Origin of the sequence: Amycolatopsis anabasis (assembly GCF_009765355.1) — a bacterium.
Lineage (GTDB): Bacteria > Actinomycetota > Actinomycetes > Mycobacteriales > Pseudonocardiaceae > Amycolatopsis > Amycolatopsis anabasis.
The window spans coordinates 81,138-96,503 of record NZ_VTHK01000007.1 but is presented as its reverse complement, the minus strand read 5'-3'; the positions used below and the strand labels follow the sequence as shown (position 1 = coordinate 96,503).

The 15,366-nt window shown below is 71.4% G+C and carries 14 protein-coding genes; 13 read left to right on the top strand and 1 reads right to left on the bottom strand.

Translation table 11 applies throughout. The features are described 5' to 3' along the window. Positions 1-95 precede the first annotated feature (95 nt). The 6 genes from FXO23_RS11415 (at position 96) to FXO23_RS11390 (ending at position 5,682) form a co-directional block, all read left to right on the top strand. Positions 96-743: a response regulator transcription factor gene (locus FXO23_RS11415; protein WP_158883776.1), complete on the top strand. Its 648-nt coding sequence runs from the start codon at positions 96-98 to the stop codon at positions 741-743. 176 nt (positions 744-919) lie between these two features. Further along, positions 920-1,351 (top strand): enediyne antibiotic chromoprotein, encoded by a 432-nt coding sequence (locus FXO23_RS11410; RefSeq protein ID WP_158883774.1) that lies wholly within the window; start codon positions 920-922, stop codon positions 1,349-1,351. 203 nt (positions 1,352-1,554) lie between these two features. Beyond that, positions 1,555-2,382 (top strand): sugar phosphate nucleotidyltransferase, encoded by an 828-nt coding sequence (locus FXO23_RS11405; RefSeq protein ID WP_218951961.1) that lies wholly within the window; start codon positions 1,555-1,557, stop codon positions 2,380-2,382. Next, positions 2,379-3,461 carry a glycosyltransferase family 4 protein gene (locus tag FXO23_RS11400; RefSeq protein WP_158883772.1) on the top strand — a complete coding sequence of 361 codons (1,083 nt, stop codon included), beginning with the start codon at positions 2,379-2,381 and terminating at the stop codon, positions 3,459-3,461. The genes FXO23_RS11405 and FXO23_RS11400 overlap by 4 nt, the downstream gene beginning before the upstream one ends. Further along, the gene (locus tag FXO23_RS11395) at positions 3,458-4,618 is read left to right on the top strand and encodes a DegT/DnrJ/EryC1/StrS family aminotransferase (RefSeq protein ID WP_158883770.1); all 1,161 of its coding nucleotides are present in this window, start codon (positions 3,458-3,460) and stop codon (positions 4,616-4,618) included. Before FXO23_RS11400 ends, FXO23_RS11395 begins: the two co-directional genes overlap by 4 nt. Positions 4,619-4,665: 47 nt before the next feature. Further along, positions 4,666-5,682 carry a methyltransferase gene (locus FXO23_RS11390; RefSeq protein ID WP_158883768.1) on the top strand — a complete coding sequence of 339 codons (1,017 nt, stop codon included), beginning with the start codon at positions 4,666-4,668 and terminating at the stop codon, positions 5,680-5,682. 60 nt (positions 5,683-5,742) lie between these two features. Here the strand turns inward: FXO23_RS11390 and FXO23_RS11385 are convergent, their stop codons facing one another. Then, a complete protein-coding gene (locus FXO23_RS11385; RefSeq protein ID WP_158883766.1) occupies positions 5,743-7,122 on the bottom strand; it encodes an aldehyde dehydrogenase family protein in 1,380 nt (459 codons plus the stop codon). A 205-nt stretch (positions 7,123-7,327) separates the two neighbouring features. Between FXO23_RS11385 and FXO23_RS11380 the strand changes: the two genes are divergently transcribed. Genes FXO23_RS11380 through FXO23_RS11350 form a run of 7 tightly spaced genes read left to right on the top strand, consistent with a single transcriptional unit; the run spans position 7,328 to position 15,262 of the window. Continuing rightward, positions 7,328-8,248 (top strand): alpha/beta hydrolase, encoded by a 921-nt coding sequence (locus tag FXO23_RS11380; protein ID WP_158883764.1) that lies wholly within the window; start codon positions 7,328-7,330, stop codon positions 8,246-8,248. A gap of 49 nt (positions 8,249-8,297) precedes the next feature. Beyond that, positions 8,298-8,567, top strand: coding sequence for an acyl carrier protein (locus FXO23_RS11375; protein WP_158883762.1), 270 nt, complete (start codon positions 8,298-8,300; stop codon positions 8,565-8,567). Then, positions 8,557-10,071 carry a class I adenylate-forming enzyme family protein gene (locus FXO23_RS11370; RefSeq protein ID WP_158883760.1) on the top strand — a complete coding sequence of 505 codons (1,515 nt, stop codon included), beginning with the start codon at positions 8,557-8,559 and terminating at the stop codon, positions 10,069-10,071. The genes FXO23_RS11375 and FXO23_RS11370 overlap by 11 nt, the downstream gene beginning before the upstream one ends. Further along, the gene (locus tag FXO23_RS11365) at positions 10,068-11,393 is read left to right on the top strand and encodes a nucleotide sugar dehydrogenase (protein WP_158883758.1); all 1,326 of its coding nucleotides are present in this window, start codon (positions 10,068-10,070) and stop codon (positions 11,391-11,393) included. The genes FXO23_RS11370 and FXO23_RS11365 overlap by 4 nt, the downstream gene beginning before the upstream one ends. Next, the gene (locus FXO23_RS11360; protein WP_218951960.1) at positions 11,383-12,399 is read left to right on the top strand and encodes an NAD-dependent epimerase/dehydratase family protein; all 1,017 of its coding nucleotides are present in this window, start codon (positions 11,383-11,385) and stop codon (positions 12,397-12,399) included. The genes FXO23_RS11365 and FXO23_RS11360 overlap by 11 nt, the downstream gene beginning before the upstream one ends. Next, the gene (locus FXO23_RS11355) at positions 12,396-14,216 is read left to right on the top strand and encodes a cellulase family glycosylhydrolase (RefSeq protein WP_158883757.1); all 1,821 of its coding nucleotides are present in this window, start codon (positions 12,396-12,398) and stop codon (positions 14,214-14,216) included. Before FXO23_RS11360 ends, FXO23_RS11355 begins: the two co-directional genes overlap by 4 nt. Continuing rightward, complete coding sequence (locus tag FXO23_RS11350; RefSeq protein WP_158883755.1) at positions 14,213-15,262, top strand: alcohol dehydrogenase catalytic domain-containing protein; 1,050 nt, start codon at positions 14,213-14,215, stop codon at positions 15,260-15,262. The genes FXO23_RS11355 and FXO23_RS11350 overlap by 4 nt, the downstream gene beginning before the upstream one ends. Positions 15,263-15,366 lie beyond the last annotated feature (104 nt).

Here is a 15,366-nt window from a genome sequence, read left to right as displayed (position 1 = left end):
GCTGATCGGGCAGGCAATAATGGGCGGAGATCGCCGCGAAGGCGAGTCCGGGGGAGCCGAAACGTTCGCGTGGAAACAGTATTGGGGGAGCGATCATGCCCGCAGGCGTCGCGGTAGTCGTCGACCGCATTCCGGCTTTCCGCGCCGGGCTAGCCGCGATCCTGGAGGACGGCGGTTTCGAAGTGGTCAAACCGGAGCGACCCGAGGCATGGCTGCGCCAGAAACCGGCCGACGCCGTCCTGGTGACCCTGCACTCCGCCGACGAGGCGGAACGGATCCGGGCACTCCTCGACGAGTTCCCCGATCTGGTGGTCGTGGCGGTGCTGCCGTCCGCCGAGCTGTCCGCCTTCCTGCGCGCGCTGCGCGCCGGCGCGCACGCCGCCGTCGGCTGGGGATCGAGCCCGGACGAGATCGTGGACGCGGTGCGCTCGGCGATGGCCGGACACACCAGGCTGCCCACCGCGGTCGCGCAGGCGCTGGCCAAGACATCCGCGGAACGGCCGCGCGGCACCCCGCTGCTTTCCCGCGAGGTCCACTGGCTGCGGGTGCTCGCCAGTGGCGGTTCGGTCGTTCAGCTCGCCCGTGCCGAGGGCTATTCCCAGCGGGAGATCTTCCGGCGGCTTTCCGACATCTACCGGCGCATGGGGGCGCGGAACCGGCACGAGGCCATCGCGCTCGCCGGTCAGTGGGGCCTGCTGGTCGACGAGGCCGCGCTGGGCTCGGCACGCGGCGTCGGCGGGTAATCGCAGATCTTGACCGTCCACCCTCCGAGAAGCTAACCTTGGCTACGTAAAGTCCTGATCTAGGACTAGAAAGTCAGTATTAGCAATCGGTATTACCTGCTTGCGCTTTCGTGAATTCCCCTAACCCCACGATCTGGAGGTCAGGAAAAGCGATGTCGACTGAACACGGTGTTGGAATGGTTCGCCGGCTGGCCGCGGTTTTCGCCGCCGGCGCCGGGGTGGTCCTGCTCGCCGCCGCGCCCGCTTCCGCGGCGACACCGGAAATCACGGTCTCCCCGTCGACCGGGCTGCACGACGGGCAGTCGGTAACGGTCACCGGCCAGGGGTTCGCGGCCGGTGACCAGGTCGGAGCCATGCAGTGCGGGCCGGGTGACTGGCCGGCGGTGAGCTGCGACTTCGCGGACAGATCGGTGGTGACCACCGACTCCGCCGGTGGTTTCTCGACCACGGTCACGGTTCGCGCGGCGTTCGACGGGGTCAGCCCGGTGGACGGTTCGCCGGCCGGAAAGGTCGACTGCACGGCCACGCCGGGATGCTCGCTCCGCTCGGGCAGCATCGCGGACTCGTCGGTGTTCGCGAGTCCGGTGGCACTCGGCTTCGGCGGCTGAGAACCCAGCTTTCTCCTGCCCTGAATGGTCCGGTCCGGAACTCGTTTCCGGTCCGGCCATTCAGGGTTTTCTCATGCGCTGAGCCGATCCGGAGCTGGACATTCGGCTAGGGCACCCGACCGGCCGTTTGTGGACTTCGTGCCTTTCTCCGCCGTCGATAGGCTGAAACGGAATGAGGCAGACAACATTGTCCAGTTATCGGGGTGACGATCGTGCATGCCATCCTCTTGGTGGGAGGAAAGGGAACTCGCCTGCTGCCCCACACCGCGGATCAGCCGAAGGCGCTCATCCGGCTCGGCCGGTACGCGATCCTGGAGATCATCCTGCGCCGGCTTCGGGCCTTCGGATTCGACCGTGTGACGCTGTGCGTCTCCCATCTGGGAGAGATGATCCGCGCGGAGTTCGGCTCGGGTGCCGCCCTGGGACTGTCCATCGAGTACAGCGTCGACGAACGTCCACTCGGCACGGCGGCGCCGTTGCTGCTCACCGAGAACTGGGACACGCCGGCCGTGGTGATGAACGGGGACATCCTGACCACCATCGACTTCGGCGATCTCCTGCGCCGGCACCAGGCAAGGCAGAGCCTGCTGACCGTCGCGTTCGTCCGGCGCAGGCTGTCCGCCGGGGTCGGTCTGGTGCGGGTGATCGACGGGCGGATCCGGGAAGTCCTGGAGAAACCCACCTTCGATCTCAACGTGTCCTCGGGCATCTACGCGGTCAGCCCGGCCGCGCGGAAGTACATTCCGCGCGGCGGCCCGGCCGATATGCCCGATCTGATCAACGCCCTGATCCGGCACGATGAACCGGTCCACGGCTACGGATTCTCCGGGGCCTGGCACGACATCGGGACCCCGCTGCGGTACGACGAGGCGCGCAAGGCCTTCGAGGCGGATCCGGACCGCTACCTGGGACCGGACCCGGCGACCGGGCGCGACCAGCCCGCCGACGGGGCGCCGGGCGCCGGGCTCGACGATCTGGCCGCGGGCCTGGACGTCGGCGTCCTGCTCGACCGGAGCGAGGCCCGCGCGTGACCGGGCGGACGCGCAACATCCTGGTCGTGTTCGGCGGGTACCGGGAAGTGCTCGCCGGCGCCGAACGGATGGCCTGGCGGACCCTGGAACAGCTTTCGGCGCGGGGACACCGGGTCGTCATCCTGACCGACAGCCTCGGCTGGATCCGGGAAACTCCCGCGGGATGCCCGCGATTCTCGTCGGAAGCGGAACTGCGCCGTGGCCTGCCCGGCTGGCGGCCCGACGTCGTGCACGCCTTCGATCTCGCCAAACCGGATCTCGTCGACCTGGCCTGGCGGCTGGCGCGGCACCACGGCGCCGCGTTCGCCCTGACCCCGGCCTCGGCGTCCCGCGTCTGGCCCGAACCGCGCCGCGCGGCCGCGCTCTGCGAGGCCGCCGACGTCCTGTTCACGCTCAACGAGGCGGAGGCCGAGGGCGTTCGCGGGATCGGGATTCCGGCCGACCGCATCCGGCGGATCCCCCACGCCGCGGACCTCGCCGGTCACCCCGACCCCGGCGGATTCCGCCGCCGTTACGGGTTGACCGGCGAGCTGGTGCTCTTCGCCGGACGGCGGGTGGCCTTCAAGGGATACCGGACCTTGTTGCGGGCCACCCGGCTGGTGTGGCGCCGCTTGCCCGGTGTCTCGTTCGTCTTCCTCGGACCGGACGGTGACGCCGACGCCGCGGAAACCTTCCGCGCCCACGCCGATCCGCGGGTGCTCGACCTCGGCATGGTGGACGAGCAAACCAAGCACGACGCGCTCGCCGCGTGCGCGCTGCTCTGCCTGCCGACCAGCGCCGACGTCTTCCCGCTCGTCTTCGCCGAAGCCTGGGCCTGCGCGAAACCGGTGGTGACCGGCGAGTATCCCGGGGCGCGGGAGGTCGTCCGCGACCAGATCGACGGGCTGGTGGTGCCGGCCCGTCCCGAACCGGTCGCGGCGGCGTTGATCGCCCTGCTGACCGACCACGAGACCAGAACGGCCATGGGCCGCGCCGGAAAGGCCCGCGCGGCAGACGAGTTCGGCTGGGACAAGGTCGCCGCCGAGGTCGAAACCGGTTACCAGAGCGCCGAACGAGCCCGGACAGGGGGACGCGCATGACGCCGCAATGGCAGGTGGCCTTCGCGGACAACACGATCGGTGAACCGGAGATCGAGGCGGTGACCGAGGTGCTGCGTTCGCGCTGGCTCTCGGCCGGGCCGCGCACCCGGGACTTCGAACGGGAGTTCGCCGCGGCACTGGACGTACCGGACGCGGTCGCGGTCAACAGCGGCACCGCGGCACTGCATCTGGCGATGATGAACCTCGACCTCCGGCCCGGCGACGAGGTCATCGTCCCCGCGCTCACCTTCGTGGCTTCGGCCGCGGTGACCGCGATGCTCGGGGCCACCCCGGTCTTCGCGGACGTGCGCTCCGAACTCGAGCCGACCATCGATCCGGCCGATGCCGACCGGCTGGTGACCGGGCGGACGAAGGCGATCGTCGCGATGCACTACGGCGGCCACGCCGCCGACGTCGAAGCCCTGCGGACCGTCGCGGCGGACCACGGGATCGCGCTGATCGAGGACGCGGCGCACGCGCCGCGGGTCCGCGCGAACGGCGGCATGCTCGGCACGTTCGGCGCGCTGGGGTGTTTCAGCTTCTTCGCGACCAAGAACGTCACCACCGCCGAAGGCGGGATGGTGGTGGCCCGGGATCCGGAGGTGCTGGAGCGGATCCGGCTCATGCGGTCGCACTGGATGACCACCTCCACCTGGCAGCGCGCGCAGTCGGGCCAGTCCGGCCAGGCCGGGTACGACGTCGCCGGGCTCGGGCTGAACTACCGCCCGAACGAGATCACCGCCGCCCTCGGCCGGGTGCAGTTGCGCAAGCTGAGCGCGGACCGCACGCGTCGCCGCGAGCTCGTCGCGCGTTACCACCAGGCGCTGGCCGGGATTCCCGGGCTCGGCATCCCGTTCGCCGGACGGACCGGCGATTCGGCACACCACCTGATGGCGGTGCTGCTCCCCGCGAGCGCCGACCGGGACGCGGTCCGCGACGCACTCGCCCGCGCAGGGGTGCAGACCTCGATGCACTACCCGCCAACCCATCGATTCTCCTTCTACCGCGACAACTTCGCCTCGGCGCATCGCGAGCTGCCGGTGACCGACCGGATCTCCGGGCGCCTGCTGTCCCTTCCCCTGCACGGCCGGATGTCCGATGACGACGTCCTGCTCGTCGCCCGGGCGCTGCGCGACCGCGTCCGCGCCGCGGCCTGATCCGGTCACCATCCGCTTCCTGGGAAAGCCGACACTACGGAGGAACCATGACCTTGCTGAGCCAGCTCCGGGACCGCCTCGTCCCGCCCCCGATGCGCCCGGTCCCGGCGTTCATGACGGATTTCCTTTCGGCGTGGGGTTTCCGCGCGGTCTGCATCGCCTTCCGCAACGGCATCTTCGATTCGCTGAACGTTTCCCCGAAGACGCCGGCGGTGCTGGCCGAGGAGACCGGTATCCACCCGGGCGGGATGGCCCTGCTGCTGGACGCCCTGAACTGCCTCGGCTACGTGCGCGAGCAGCACGGGCGGTACGAGAACACGGCGATGACCAGCCGGTTGCGCGAGACCGTCAAACTCGGCGTTCCGTACTTCGAGAAGATCGTCTTCCGGGACTGGGAACACCTCGAATCGCAGCTCCGGGACGGCCGCGGTGTCCGGCCGGTGTGGTTCGGCGGCGACTGGAAGATCTTCCAGAACGGCATGGTCTCGCTGGCCCAGATGAACATCGACGAGGTGCTCCGGCGGGTCAAGATCAACCGCTCGGCCCGGCGGCTGCTCGACCTCGGCGGCGGCCACGGGCTGTACAGCATCGCGTTCTGCCGCCGGTACCGGCGCCTGGGCGCCGTGGTGTTCGACGTGCCGCAGGTCGAAAAGATCGTGACCACCACCGTCGCCGAACACGGCATGCAGGATCGGGTGAAGTTCCGTGCCGGTGACTTCTTCACCGACGAGCTCGATCCGGCCGACGTGGTGCTGCTGTTCAACATCATCCACTCCAAGAGCGAGGCGGAGAACCTGGAGCTGATGCGGCGCGTGTACGAGACCGTCGAACCGGGCGGCACGGTGGTGCTGCTCGACCAGTTCCCGTCGCCGAAACTCGGCAAGGTCGGCTACACCTACGGTTCGCTGATGGCGCTGTCCATGTTCAGCGCGGCCGGGCAGCGCACCTACCAGGGCGACGAGGTGCGCAACTGGTTCACCAAGGTGGGCCTGACCGACACCCGGTTCGTGCCGATTCGCAGCGCGCCGGGCAACGCGCTGGTCATCGCCCGCAAGCGCGGTTGACCCCGGCGAGAACGCGCCGGTCGTACCCCTCCACGACCGGCGCGTTCTCCTCCGGTTTCCTCAACCGCGGACGTTGCGCACCTTGATCCGGGTGTACTCCAGCAGCCCCCAGTAGCCGTATTCGACGCCGGTTCCGGAACACCGGGCGCCACCGAAGGGCACGGTGGGCCGGAGGTCGCCGTGGGTGTTGATCCAGACCGTCCCGCAGTCGAGGGCGTCGGCGACCCCACGGGCGTTCCGCTCGTCGCCCCAGACCGAGGCGCCGAGGCCGAACTCGGTGGCGTTCGCCCGCGCGACGGCTTCGTCCACAGTGGAGTAACCGAGCACGGGGATGACCGGGCCGAACTGTTCGGTCGTTTCCAGGCGAGTGCCCTCGGGCAGATCGGTGACCACGGTCGGCGGGTAGAAGTACCCGGGCCCGGCGGGCAGCCGCCCGCCGGTGACCACCCGCGCGCCGGCTCGCCGTGCCTCGGTGACCAGTTCGTGCACCCGGTCCCGTTGCGCGCGGCCGGCCAGCGGCCCGAGATCGGTCGCCGGTTCGGCGCCGGGGCCGACCACGGTGTTCCTCGCGCGTGCCGCCAAGGCGTCCACCAGATCGGCCCGTTGCGCGTGGGAGACGTAGATCCGTTTGATGGCCGCGCAGAACTGACCGCTGTTCTCCAGCGCGCGGTCGAACAGCGCATCGGCGATCCCGTCGACATCGGCGCCGGGAAGGACGATGGCCGGATCGTTGCCGCCGAGTTCGAGGACGACCCGTTTGAACTCGGCGGCCGCGTGCCGGGCGATCTCCCGTCCCACCGGGATGGAACCGGTGAACGAGATGAGCCGGACCGCGGGATGGGCGCACAGCGCCGCGCCCGGCCCGGCGCCGCCGGTGACCGCGGCGAGCACCCCCGGCGGCAGGACCTCGCGCAGCAGCTCGACCATCCGCAGGCTCGACAACGGGGTGAGCGGGGACGGTTTGAGGATCGCGGTGTTCCCCGCCAGCAACGCGGGGGCCAGCTTGGTGACCGCGAGAATGATGGGGAAGTTGAACGGGGCGAGGGCGGCCACCACCCCGTGCGGCACCCGCTCCAGCGTGATTTCGGCGCCCGGTTCGTCGACCAGCCGTTCCGGTTCGAGGCCGAGTTCAGCGGTGTGGCCGAACCAGTCCGCGGCCAGGCCGATCTCGCCGAGGGCGCCGCGAAGCGGCTTTCCCTGTTCCCGGGTGAGCAGTCCGGCGAGCTCGTCCCGGTGTGCGGCCAGCGTCCGGCCGCAGGCGAGGAGTGCTTTCCGCCGGTCCTGAAGGGACAGTCGTGCCCAGCCCGGGGCGGCCGCGGCGGCCGCCCCGGCCGTCCGGTCGAGTTCGGCTGGTGAGCACACCGGCACCTCGGCGAAGACCGCCCCGGTCGCCGGATCCTCCACGCCGATCCGCTCTTGGCTGGTGTCGCGCTCGTTCATCGGCCGCTCCTGGCGGTGCCGGACTCGGGCGGACACGGCACCGCCGCCAGCCTGCCGCGTGCTCGTTCGCGGGGGAACTGGTCGTTCCGGCATGCCCACGCGGCCAGGCTCATGGCGCGCTCACCGGGGCCTTGTTCAGCGTGAAGAGTGTTGCGATCGTTGAGTTACTACGACTTCGCCGTCCTTTGTAGACGGAGGCTGCACAATGGTTCTCAAAGCGTATACGGCCGCGGTGATGCGCGTCATGTCGGCGGCCTACCCCGATGTCGGTGGCGAGGTCACCGATGCCGGGGAGGCCCGGCGCATCCACGCGCGGGCCCGGTTCCCGCCCGGTCAGCCGGTGGCCGCGGTCCGGGACGACGTCGTGCCCGGCGAGCCGGATCTCGCGGTCCGGATCTACCGGCCCGTCGCCGGAGAAGCCGCGTTACCGGTGATCGTCTACTTCCACGGCGGCGGATTCGTGCTCTGCGACCTGGACACCCACGACGGGGTGTGCCGCCTGCTCGCCAACGAGGCCGGCGCACTGGTCGTCGCGGTCGACTACCGGCGTGCACCGGAACACCGGTACCCGGCGGCGGTGCAGGACGCCTACCGGGCGGTGTGCTGGGTGAGTGCGCGCGCGACCGAACTCGGTGGCGACCCGCACCGGCTCGCGGTCGCCGGGGACAGCGCCGGGGGCACGCTCGCCACGGTCACCACCCTGCTGGCCCGGGATCGCGGCGGCCCGCCGATCGGCTTCCAGCTGCTGATCTACCCGGTGACCGACTGCCTGGCGCCGCGCGACAACCACGCCGAGGGCTACTACCTCACGCGCACCCATATGCGCTGGTTCGCCGAGCAGTACCTGGCCGACACCGCGCAGGGCGAACAGCCCTACGCCTCGCCGCTGCGGTCGCCCAGCCTGGCCGGGCTGCCCCCGGCGGCGATTCTCACGGCCGAACACGATCCGCTGCGCGAGGAGGGCGAAGCCTACGGTGCGCGCCTGGCCGAGGCCGGGGTTCCGGTGGCCGTGCACCGGGTGAACGGATTGTTCCACGGAGTCTTCGGGCTGTCCGGGATCCTGCCCGCCGCCCGGCAGTTGGAGGACCTCGCCGGTGCGGCGCTGCGGGAAGCGTTCGCGAAGTGATCCGGAGTTTCCGGATTCGTCCGGACCGGACAGACGAAATGGGGATGAGATGCGAGATCAGTCAGCTGACCTCCGCGCCACCATCGGCAAGGTGATGGGGGAGGTGCTCGTGCGCGCGCCGTTGACCGCGCACGACGACTTCTTCGAATGCGGTGGTGACTCGCTGCGCGCCGTGGAGGTGCTGCAACGGCTGGTCGAGGAACACGGTCCGGCCGGCACCGAGGCGGCCGACGACCTGCAGGCGGAGCTGCTGTTGGCGATCTTCGACGACGCCTCGCCGGCCGGGCTGGCTTCGGTGATCGCGGCCCATGCGAACTAGCCGCGGGACCCGGCCGGAGGACGACACCGGGGCCTTCGCGCGGAAGACCCTGCTCGCCACGCTGGTGCGCAACCGGGAGCGCGCCGCCGACCGGCCGGCCGTCCGGTTCGCCACCCCGGCCGGGTGGCGGACGACGACCTGGGCGGAACTGGCCGACGCCACCGGGGCCGTCGCGGCGCGGGCGAACACCCTGCCCGCCGCCGAGCCGGTCGTGGTGGTGGTCGACGGGAGCGCCGCGAGCGTGGCCGCGGTACTCGGCCTCGCGGTGTCCGGAGTGGACATCGCGTTGGTGGAGGAGGGCAATTCCTACCTGGCCGACCGGGACTCGCCCTTTCACCGGCTGGGCGCGTCCCTCGTGGTGCGGCCCGCCGGGTGGATCCCACCGCCGGACGGTTCGTTCACCACGATGACCTACGACGAACTGGCGGTCGCCGCCGGGCCGGTCACCGCCGCCGCGAGCGAAGCGCGGCCGGACGGGGAGGTGCTGCAGGCGACCTCGGGGTCGACCGGGGAGCCGCGCCTCGCTCGCCAGCCGTTGCGCAACGTCCTGCGCGGCGGCGCCACCTACCGCGAGGTGTTCGCGCTCGGGCCAACGGATTCAGTGCTGGTCACCGTGCCGCTCGCGCATTCGTTCGGCCTGATCGGCGGGCTGATCGCCGCGCTGGTGTCCGGGGCGTGCGTGTGGACGATGCCCCGGTTCAACGTCCGGCGGATCTTGGAGGGGCTCACCGCGAAGGCCACGGTGCTGCTCGCCACGCCGCTGGGATACCGGTTGCTGGCCCCCGCCCTGCCGGTGCCCGGCGGAGCGCTCCGGATCGCGCTGTCCTCCGGCGGCCCGCTCGCGGCCGAACTCGCCGGGGAAGCCGAAAGCCTGCTCGGCTGCCCGGTCCGGCAGGTCTACGGCAGCACCGAAACCGGTTTGATCGCCTGCCATCCGGCCTGGGCCACCCGCTGGCCCGCGGACTCGGTCGGCACCGCCGCGCCCGGGGTGGAACTGCGGGCCCGCGACGGGCGGCTGCTCGTGCGCACGCCGACGTTGTTCCGCGGCTACGCCGGCGCGCGGGCGGAGGCGGGAACCGAGGAAGGCTTCTACGACACCGGGGACCTCGGCCGGATCGACGGGGACGGTCACCTCTTCCTGGCCGGGCGGAAGAACACCTTCATCAATGTCGGCGGCCGCAAGGTGAACCCGCAGCGGATCGCGCGGATTCTCGGCGAATGCCCGGGCGTGGTGGACGTCTTCGTCTACGGCGCGGCCGGCGACGCCCGGGAGCAACGCGTCCACGCGGCCGTGGTGGTCACCCCGGGCACCCGGGAGGACGACGTGATCGCGTTCTGCCGGGCCCGGCGGCTGATGCCCTACGAGGTGCCCCACCGCCTGCACGTACTCGACCGGTTGCCGCGCAACGCGATGGGAAAGGTGGACCGGCGCGCCCTGCTGGCGCGGACGGGAGACGGCGACGCCGGACTCGAGCAATCCGAGGAGAGCGAGGAATCGACGTGACTCATCCAGCGGGCCAGCGGACCGGCGGCCAGGTGGCCGTGGTCGGGCTGGGCTACGTAGGTCTCCCCCTGGCGTTGACCCTGGCGGACCGGGGCGTCCCGGTCGTCGGCGTGGACGTCGACCCGGCGGTGCGGGCCTCGGTCGCCGAAGGCCGCCCGAAGTTCTACGAACCGGGCCTGGACGAACTCCTGCACGGCGAAGCCGGTTCCCGGTTGACCATCGCCGACCGGCTGCCCCCGGCGCCGCTGGACGCGGTGGTCATCTGCGTCGGCACCGCCGTGGATCCGGAGACGAAACGGCCGGACCTGCGGCATCTGCGCGCGGCGATCGAGCACGTGGCCGAGCACGTCGGTGCCGGCACCCTGGTGGTCGTGCGCAGCACGGTCCCGGTGGGCACCTGCCGGCGGCTGGTCTACCCGCGGCTGGCCGAACGGGTCGCCGAACCCCTGCTCGCCTTCTGTCCGGAAAGGACGATCCAGGGGCAGGCGCTGGTCGAGCTTTCCGAGCTGCCCCAGGTGATCGGCGCGATCGACGACCGGTCCCTGGCCCGCGCCCGCGAGCTGTTCGCACCGGTCGCCGCCGACCAGGTGACGGTGTCCGATCTGGAGTCCGCGGAGCTGATCAAGCTGGTCTGCAACGCGCACACCGATCTCATCTACGGTTTCGGCAACGAGATCGCGCTGATGGCCGAGGCGCTCGGCGTCGACGCGAACGAGGTCATCGCCTCGGCCAACCTCCGGTACCCGCGGCCGGATCTGTCCCGCCCCGGGTTCGTCGGCGGAAGCTGCCTGACCAAGGACCCCTACCTGCTCCGCCACTCGGCGGAGGAGGCGGGGTATCGGCCGCCGATGGTTTCGGCGGCCCGGTCGGTCAACGAGCGGGTGCCGCACGTCGTGGTGGAACACGTGCTCAAGGCGTTGGCGGCCAAGGGATGCCCACCGGCCGAGGCGAAGGTGCTGGTATGCGGTATCGCCTACAAGGGACGCCCGGAAACCGATGACGTCCGGGGATCGGCCGCGACCGAGGTCGAGGCGGCCCTGCGGGACCGGGTGGCGGTGCTGGCCGGCCACGACTTCGTGGTGGCCGACGCGCGGATCGCCGAACTCGGGTTCCGGCCGGCATCGCTCACCGACGGGATGACCGGGGCGGACGCCCTGGTGCTGCTGGTCGATCACCCGCGCTACCGGGCCGAGATCGAGCGCGCCGGTGTGCTGTCCCGGATGAACCGCCCGGCGGTGGTCTTCGACCTGTGGGGCCTGCTCGAGGACGAGTTGGCCGACGTGCACGACATCGAGTACCGGAGGCTGGGCCGTGGCCGCTGAGCCGAAACAACCGTTGCGCGCCCTCATCACCGGTGGGGCCGGTTTCGTCGGGCTGCACCTCGCCCGGCATCTCCTGCTGGCCGGGGCCGAGGTCACCCTGCTGGACGACTTCTCGCGGGGCACCCCGGACGACGACTTCCGCGAACTGCGCGGACTGGTCGACGTCGTGGAGCACGATCTGACCGCCCCCATCCCGGACGGGCTGCTGACCGGCACGTTCGGCAGCGTCTACCACCTCGCCTCGGTGGTCGGCGTCCAGCGGGTGAACGAGAACCCGGCGCGGGTGCTGGACGTGAACCTGCGGGCGGCGCTGCACGTGCTGGACTGGTGCCGGCGCCATCCGCCGGAGGCGGTGTTCCTCAGCTCGACGAGCGAGGTCGCCGACGGCGCCGCGCACCTGGGACTCACCTCGTACCCGACCGCGGAGAACGGACCGTTCGCGCTGGCCGACCCCGCCCTGCCGCGTGCCTCCTACGCCCTGAGCAAGGTGGCCGCCGAGGGCCTGTTCCGGCACGATCGGACCGGTCTCCGGGTCCGGATCGGGCGCTACCACAACATCTACGGCCCGCGGATGGGGCACGAGCACGTCATCCCGCAGTTCATCGCCCGCGCCCTCGCCCGGCAGAACCCCTTCGAGATCTACGGCGCCACGCAGACCCGGGCGTTCTGCCACATCGAGGACGCGGTCGCGGCCACGGTGGCCCTGATGCGGCTGCCCGATCCGGAACCGCTCGTGGTGAACATCGGCAACGACCGGGAGGAGATCCGGATCGACCGGCTGGCCGAACGGGTCACCGAACTGGCCGGATACCGCCCCGAGTTCCGGATCTTCGCACCACCGGCCAGCTCGCCCGAGCGCCGCCTGCCCGGCCTGACCAGGCTGCGCGAACTCACCGGCTACGAACCCCGGATCGGCCTCGGCGACGGGCTGCGGGACACCTTCCACTGGTACGCCACCCATGCGGCCCCGGCGGCCACCCGGAGCGTTGGCGGAGGGGGCGCATGAGTTTCACCGTGCGGGACGGCCGGATACTGCGCGACGGTGTGCCGTTCGTCCCGATCGGGTGCAACTACCACCCCTCCCGCGCGGGTTGCCGGATCTGGCTCGACTGGAATCCGCACGAACTCGACCGGGACTTCCGGCAGATGGCCGAGGACGGCCTGAACACCGTGCGCCTCTTCGTGTTCTGGCGTGACTTCGAACCCGAGCCGGGCGGTTTCCGGATGGCGTCCTTCGCCCGGCTCCGGGACACCGTCGAACTGGCCGACCGCGCCGGGCTGGTCTGCGTGCTGTCGATCTTCACCATCTGGATGAACGGGCAGCGGCTGGATCTGCCGTGGCGAGCGGGCCGCAGCCTGTGGCGCGATCCGGCCCTGCTGGCGCGGCAGGAGGAGTTCCTGCGTGCGATCGGCCGGACGCTGGACGGCGCGGACAACGTGCTGGCGTTCGATCTCGGCGACGAGATAGCCAACGTCGAACCCGGCGCCGCGGCCGAACTGTCCGCGGCGGACGTGGCCGGATGGCACGACCGGATGGCCGCCGCGTTGCGCGCCGAACGGCCGGGCGCGCTGGTGTGCCAGGCGAACGACGCCTCCGGGGTGTTCGGCTCCACCCCGTTCGGTGTGGACAACGCACGTGGCCTGGACCTCATCGCGACGCACGGATTCCCCACCTGGGCGCCGGGTTCGATCGAGTCGACCCGGTCCTACAAGGCCACCAGCCTGGCCCCGTTCCTGGTGCGTTTCGCCGCCGCCTACGGGACCCCGTTCGTGGACGAGCTGGGCAGCTACGGGGTCGACGACGAGACCGCCGCGCGTTACCTGCGCGCGTCCGCCGCCTCCATCCTCGCCAACGGCGGGGCCGGGCTGGCGGTGTGGTGCTGGCAGGACATCGTCTCCGCCGCCGACCCCTACCGGCAGCGCCCCAACGAGCGGTACCAGGGGTTGCGCCGGATCGACGGCACGCCCAAACCGATCCTCACCGAACTGCGCCGGGTGGCCGCCGCGGCGGCGGACCTGTCCCGCGAACGCGGCCGGGCGCGGATCGCGCTGTACCTGCCCCAGGCGATCCGCGGCGGCAGCGAGTCCTATCTGGACGGTCAGTCCGGAACGGTGGCCACCTTCTTCGCCTATCTGCTGCTCAAACGGGCGCATCTGGACTTCGACGTCGTGTCCGGATCGCTCGACGGCTACCGGCTGGTGGTCTGCCCTTCGGTGACCCGGACGACCGAGACCGACCGGACCCGGCTGCGGGCCTGCCTGGACGGCGGCGGGTTCGTCTACTACTCGATGGGCGACCACTTGCACGGGTTTCCCGGCGCCGATCTGGCCGGGGTCGAGCTGGTGGACTACTCGCTGCGCGCGGCGGGCAAATCGGCGCTCGCCTGGACCGGCGACGAATGGCCGCTCGACTGGGCGACCGCCGCCGCCCGCCCGGTCCAGGTCGCGGCGAAGAACGCCGTCCCGCTCGGGCACTTCCCCGACGGCGACGCCGCGCTCTTCGCCAACCCGGTCGGGCGCGGCCGCATGATCTTCTGCGCCGCGCCCTTCGAACGGCAGCTCGACCAGCCCGACCGGCTGACCGCCGAACGCGGTGAACGGTTCTACCGCCGGATCGCGGAGTTCGCGGGGCTGGCCCCGGTGATCGGTTGCGCGGAGGCGGACGTGGAGATCGTGCCGGAACGGTCGCCGACGCCGAGCCGCGCGATCGTGGTCAACCACCGTGACGCACCGGTGCGCGCCGAACTGATCTGGGCCGGGAACGCGGTGCCGATCGAACTGGCGGCCAAGGACTGGCGCATCGTGGAAAGGGGAACGCCGTGAAGGGTGTCGTCTACTGCGGACCACGAGACGTCCGGTTGGCGCACGACCTCCCGGTACCCGAGGTGACGGGCCCGCGGGACGCCGTCGTCCGGGTGACCACGACCTCGATCTGCGGCACCGATCTGCACCCCTACCGGGGCGAACTACCCGACTTCGCGGCGGGAACCGTGCTCGGGCACGAGTTCGTCGGAACCGTCGCCGCGGCCGGGCCGGAGGTGCCGTTCGCCGCCGGTGACCGGGTGCTCGCCTCCGACGTTGTCGCGTGTGGACGGTGTGGCAACTGCGCGGCCGGACGGCACTACCAGTGTCCGCAGGTGACCCTGTTCGGGTACTCGACAGTGGTCGGCGCGAGCCTGCCCGGCGGGCAGGCCGAGTACGTGCGCGTCCCGTTCGCGGATGTCGTGCTGTCCCGGGTTCCCGCCGACCTCACCGACGAGGAAGCCCTGTTCGCCGGGGACATCCTCGCCACCGGGTACGCCGCCGTCGAAGCCGCCGGACTGGCACCGGGGGAGACCGTGGGTGTGGTCGGCGGCGGGCCGGTCGGCATCTGCGCGGCGATGTGCGCCGCGGCGGCCGGGGCGGCCCGGGTCGTGGTCTCCGATCCCGATCCCGCCCGGCGAGCCCGGGCGGAGACCCTCGGGTTCACCGGAGCCATGCCCGGGGAGTTCCGCGTGGCGCTGGCGCGCTGCGGCGCGGTGGACGGCGCCGCGGCGGTGATCGAGGCGGTGGGCAGCCAGGACGCGCTCATCGGCGCCGTCCACGGCGCCGGACCGTGCGGCCGGATCGTCGTGGTCGGCGCGCACCACGCGCAGGATCTCGCGTTTCCCGCCGGCACCGCGTTCGCCCGGGAGCTGAGCATCCGGTTTGTCGTCGGCAATCCGATCCGGTTCCGCGACCGCGTGCTCGCCCTGGTGCGCGCGGACCGGCTCGATCCGGCCGCGATCATCTCGCACCGGCTGCCGCTGTCCGACGCGGTGCACGCCTACGACCTCTTCGACCGCCGGGCGGCGTTCAAGGTCGTGCTGGACGCGACCGTCGAATCCTGAACCCGCGTGCCCGTACGGATATGCCCGTCCGCTCCGGTCCACGGTCCGGCCATTCGCGCCTTACCGCCCGTCCCGGAATCGGAGATCTTAGGAACACCAGGAAA

Excerpts from the sequence above, each read along its gene's own strand:
- FXO23_RS11415 (WP_158883776.1), top strand. The coding sequence starts at position 96 with ATGCCCGCAGGCGTCGCGGTAGTCGTCGACCGCATTCCGGCTTTCCGC.
- FXO23_RS11410 (WP_158883774.1), top strand. The coding sequence starts at position 920 with ATGGTTCGCCGGCTGGCCGCGGTTTTCGCCGCCGGCGCCGGGGTGGTC.
- FXO23_RS11395 (WP_158883770.1), top strand. The coding sequence starts at position 3,458 with ATGACGCCGCAATGGCAGGTGGCCTTCGCGGACAACACGATCGGTGAA.
- FXO23_RS11390 (WP_158883768.1), top strand. The coding sequence starts at position 4,666 with ATGACCTTGCTGAGCCAGCTCCGGGACCGCCTCGTCCCGCCCCCGATG.
- FXO23_RS11385 (WP_158883766.1), bottom strand. The coding sequence starts at position 7,122 with ATGAACGAGCGCGACACCAGCCAAGAGCGGATCGGCGTGGAGGATCCG.
- FXO23_RS11380 (WP_158883764.1), top strand. The coding sequence starts at position 7,328 with ATGGTTCTCAAAGCGTATACGGCCGCGGTGATGCGCGTCATGTCGGCG.
- FXO23_RS11375 (WP_158883762.1), top strand. The coding sequence starts at position 8,298 with ATGCGAGATCAGTCAGCTGACCTCCGCGCCACCATCGGCAAGGTGATG.
- FXO23_RS11370 (WP_158883760.1), top strand. The coding sequence starts at position 8,557 with ATGCGAACTAGCCGCGGGACCCGGCCGGAGGACGACACCGGGGCCTTC.
- FXO23_RS11355 (WP_158883757.1), top strand. The coding sequence starts at position 12,396 with ATGAGTTTCACCGTGCGGGACGGCCGGATACTGCGCGACGGTGTGCCG.